The sequence below is a fragment of the Methanomethylovorans sp. genome, assembly GCF_050177135.1.
In the GTDB taxonomy this organism is placed as follows: domain Archaea; phylum Halobacteriota; class Methanosarcinia; order Methanosarcinales; family Methanosarcinaceae; genus Methanomethylovorans.
This window is the reverse complement of record NZ_JBFXHJ010000178.1, coordinates 1-4047: the sequence shown is the minus strand read 5'-3', so window position 1 is coordinate 4047 and position 4047 is coordinate 1. Positions and strand designations below refer to the sequence as shown.

At 45.1% G+C, this 4047-nt stretch carries 4 protein-coding genes; 1 reads left to right on the top strand and 3 read right to left on the bottom strand.

Translation table 11 applies throughout. From position 1 onward, the window contains the following. On the bottom strand, nucleotides 1-851 hold an 851-nt coding region (gene guaA / locus AB7U21_RS10920; protein WP_428389000.1), incomplete at its 3' end, for a glutamine-hydrolyzing GMP synthase. Between the two features lie 180 nt (nucleotides 852-1031). Here guaA and recQ point away from each other — a divergent pair. Further along, complete coding sequence (recQ, locus tag AB7U21_RS10915) at nucleotides 1032-3125, top strand: DNA helicase RecQ (RefSeq protein ID WP_428388998.1); 2094 nt, start codon at nucleotides 1032-1034, stop codon at nucleotides 3123-3125. Nucleotides 3126-3143: 18 nt separating this feature from the next. On the opposite strand, the gene AB7U21_RS10910 is transcribed toward recQ, so the two are convergent. Together AB7U21_RS10910 and AB7U21_RS10905 are read right to left on the bottom strand one after the other, a co-directional pair. Next, a complete protein-coding gene (locus tag AB7U21_RS10910; RefSeq protein ID WP_428388996.1) occupies nucleotides 3144-3272 on the bottom strand; it encodes a hypothetical protein in 129 nt (42 codons plus the stop codon). Between the two features lie 51 nt (nucleotides 3273-3323). Continuing rightward, nucleotides 3324-4047 (bottom strand): A24 family peptidase C-terminal domain-containing protein (locus AB7U21_RS10905; protein ID WP_428388994.1); only part of this gene is annotated, 724 nt, incomplete at its 5' end.

Sequence of the window (4047 nt, the reverse complement as noted above, 5' to 3'; positions counted from 1 at the left end):
GGGATCTCGCCTGTGATGCGCGACTCGATGCGCTTTAGCACATCCCAGGGCAGTTCCATGGCCTCTGCGGTCATACCGTCACGGGAACCGACAGCACGTACTGCAACTATCCAGCCATGCACTCTCTGGTCACCTTTGACACCAGTGCCTTTGCCCACTATGGCAGCGAATGTTTGCCAGGGATGGAACCTTTCCAGAAGTTCTTCCTCTACTATGGCATTGGCTTCCCTCACTGCCTCGACCTTTTCCTCAGTGACCTCACCCACTATACGTACCGAAAGTCCTGGCCCCGGGAAGGGCATCCGCTCAGAGATCTCATGAGGCAGACCAAGTGCCCTGGCAACTTCCCTTACCTCGTCCTTATAAAGGTCCTCCAGAGGTTCTACAATGGACCTGAAATCCATTATCGAAGGCAGACCACCTACATTGTGATGGGATTTTATGCCGCCCTCGGATTCTATCCTGTCAGGATAAATGGTTCCCTGAATGAGGAACTCTGCTTTAAGCAGCCGTGCCTCTTCTTCAAATACCCTGATGAACGTTTCACCGACAGCTTTGCGCTTTAGTTCCGGATCATCTATGCCTTTCAGAGCTTCCAGGAAACGCTCTCTGCCATCTACGACCTGTAAGTTCATATCGGAGAATATCTCCTTTATTCTCTGAGTTTCTCCTTTGCGCATGAGCCCAGTATCGATATAGATTGGGAACAATAACTCCCCTATTGCACGATGTGCAAGTACAGCACACACAGAGCTGTCAACACCACCTGAAAGAGCTATAATGGCAGGGCCGGAGATCTGTTCCTTTATCTTCTCTATACTCTGAGGAATGAATCTGTCAACTTTAACCATAGGATTGCTCCATATATCACATATTGATAAATCATAAAGAATGGATCAGTGATTGAGCGGATTATTACAGATATATGATTTAATGCTGTCGATGTGATATTTAAATTCTTGCGGAATGATCTTCAATTATAATCATGTCATCAACTATAGTTATATACAGCCAATGTTAACTGTAGAGCGATGCACCGGACATTAAGCAAGTACTTCGGATACGATACGTTCAGACCCCTGCAGGAAGATATTATAAAAGATGTCCTGGAGGGAAAAGATGTTTTTGTGCTGATGCCCACCGGAGGAGGAAAGTCCCTCTGTTACCAGTTACCTGCACTTCTGATGAATGGTGTCACTGTAGTAGTGTCACCCCTCATTTCTCTTATGAAGGATCAGGTAGACACGCTCAGGGCCAATGGTGTAGAAGCCGCATACCTGAACAGTACGTTGAGTTATAAGGAAAGCAACCAGATAAAGCAGGAGCTTGAAAAGAACCTTCTCAAAATGCTGTACGTTGCTCCTGAAAGGCTTACCTTGTCCAGTACATTGGCATTGTTCGACAGAATAAAGGTCAACCTGTTCGCCATAGACGAAAGCCATTGCATCTCTGAGTGGGGACATGATTTCAGGCCTGAGTACAGGAAGCTGAGCATCCTTAAAAGAAAGTATCCGCACATCCCTATCATAGCACTTACAGCGACCGCCACTCCCAGGGTGCGGGAAGACACTATATCCCAGCTGCACATTGAAGGCTGTAATACATACGTAGCCAGTTTCAACCGTAAAAACCTCCTGTACCAGGTCAGACCAAAGAAAGATACCTATGAACAGATAGTAGAATTCCTGCGGGACAGAAAAGACAAAAGCGGGATAATATACTGCCAGAGCCGCAAGACCGTAGATGAACTAACCGGGAAATTGCGTAAAAGCGGTTTCAATGCCCTGCCTTATCATGCAGGGCTTTCCGATGCTGCAAGGAGCAGGAACCAGGATATATTCATAAAGGATGATGTGGAGATCATCGTTGCTACCATTGCTTTTGGTATGGGGATAGACAAACCCAACGTACGTTTCGTGATACACTACGACCTGCCGCGCAATCTTGAAAGCTATTACCAGGAAACGGGAAGAGGTGGCAGGGATGGCCTTGAATGCGAATGCATACTCTTTTTCAGCCGCGGTGACAAGTACAAGATAGATTATTTCATTGACCAGATAGCGAAAAGCGAAGAGCGCGAGGCAGCCAGATCAAAACTCAAAGAGGTAATGGACTATTGCCAGAGCACGGTATGCAGAAGAAGAATGCTGCTGCGTTATTTTGGTGAAGAGCTGCAAGAGGAGAACTGCGGGGGATGTGATGTATGCCTGCAGCCTGTGAAAATAACTGATGCTACGGAAGAAGCAAAGCTGCTCATCAAATGCGTGAAAGAAGTAGGCCAAAGGTATGGTATCACACATGTAACGGAGATACTTACCGGCTCAAATAGCAAAAAGATAAAAGAAAAAGGACACCAACGACTGGATAGTTATGAGATGGGCACTTATCTTCCAAAGGACAGGTGGGCAGATATAGCAAGAGAACTGGTCCATCTGGGAATATTAAGGCTCGAAGGTTCCAGATATCCTTTGCTCAAAATCGACAAAGGTAGCGAACAGGTCATTGCAGGGAAAAGAACTGTAGAGATAATGCAATTGGAATCAAGCAACGATCCTCTTCTGGCTCCGGGTAAGCAAATAGCGACCGATCAACTGAAAAAATCCAAAGCAAGTGATCATCCAATGGATCTTGCGAGAGTGAAAGAGATAGATACCGAATATGTAACAAAGAAACAAATTGGAACTATCAATAGAATTGATAATGAGCTGCTCTCAAGGTTAAAGGAATTGCGCAAAAAGATCGCAAACAAAGAGGGAGTTCCGCCTTATATCGTATTTGCAGATACGAGCCTGAAACAGATGGCAACCCAGATACCCCTGAATGAAAAAGAACTGCTGGAGATCACAGGTGTGGGAGAATACAAGCTGCAGAAATATGGAGATATATTCCTGACCGAAATAAGGGACCATCTGAAAGGCATCTCAAAAGATGCTATTGAAGCAACTACACAGGAAGTTGGAACTGCAGATAATGGAACTGAATATGATAAGAAAGAAAACGTCATCCAGTGCATAATGGGCCTTCGGGAAGAATTCATCCGGCTGACAAAAGAAAAACTGGGAACTGAGATATCTGACAAATATATAGAAGAGATCTGGTCAGACATCCTGCCTTATAAAAAGTAAACTGTTGTAAATGAAATCTCATTCACATGTATCCAGCAGATGGCGTTTCGCGTGCCCCCGTCTGTCACCCGGATGGATCGGACTGATCCTTGCGACCTCTTCCTTATCCTTGTCTTGCTTTTCCTGAGTAGTGTCCTTTTCTCCCATTGATATACCTCCATAACAAGATATGTGGAGCCGGTTACTAAACATTGCCGGTCAGACCAAAGGCACCAGATAATTAAAGGACAGGTAGAATATGAGATCACCAAAGACAACAGCAGCTAAGAACCCTGCGGTTATGGGTATCATAAAAGGAAGGCCAGGAGTGATCCACACATGTTGTCCTATTGAGCCTTTCCTGTGCAGTTCTTGCAGCTTAAGGATCATATCGCGATCTATGGAAGTGCCTGTGCGTGTAAATCTTGAAACTACGCCATTGGGCGTTTCCTCATGCTTTTCTATCAGCCTGAAATGACCTTCTTCCAGGTTGTCTATATGCTGCCTGTAACCTATGAGGGCATACAAGGGCTTTTTTATAAGTTCTTTCGGAGGAACTGTCACCAGGTTGTAAAGCAAGAGACCGAGGGGCACTATGATGGTCAGAAGCACCGAATTACCAAAAACACTGAATGTGAACAGATCAAGCAGAGGAACTCCCCACAAAGGAAGTTGCAGAGAACCCAGTGACAATTCAGGGAAAACAGGAAGGATGATAGAGATGACCATGAGCACTTTTGCATCTGCTCCCCCAAAAGCATGCAACATGAAGAGTATGTAAACAAAAACGAATATCACGACAAAAGAAAGTACAGTCCTGAAAATATACGGTAACCCGAAAGTGATCATCTCATAAATTATAAAGGGTGAAGCTGCACCCAGCATGATCGGCCAGACCTTATTGGAAACACGGCGGGTATTGATATCGGAATAACACGAATAT

What these genes read in the sequence shown, in the direction of transcription:
- AB7U21_RS10910 (WP_428388996.1), bottom strand. Translation starts at nt 3,272, where the DNA reads ATGGGAGAAAAGGACACTACTCAGGAAAAGCAAGACAAGGATAAGGAA.
- recQ (WP_428388998.1), top strand. Translation starts at nt 1,032, where the DNA reads ATGCACCGGACATTAAGCAAGTACTTCGGATACGATACGTTCAGACCC.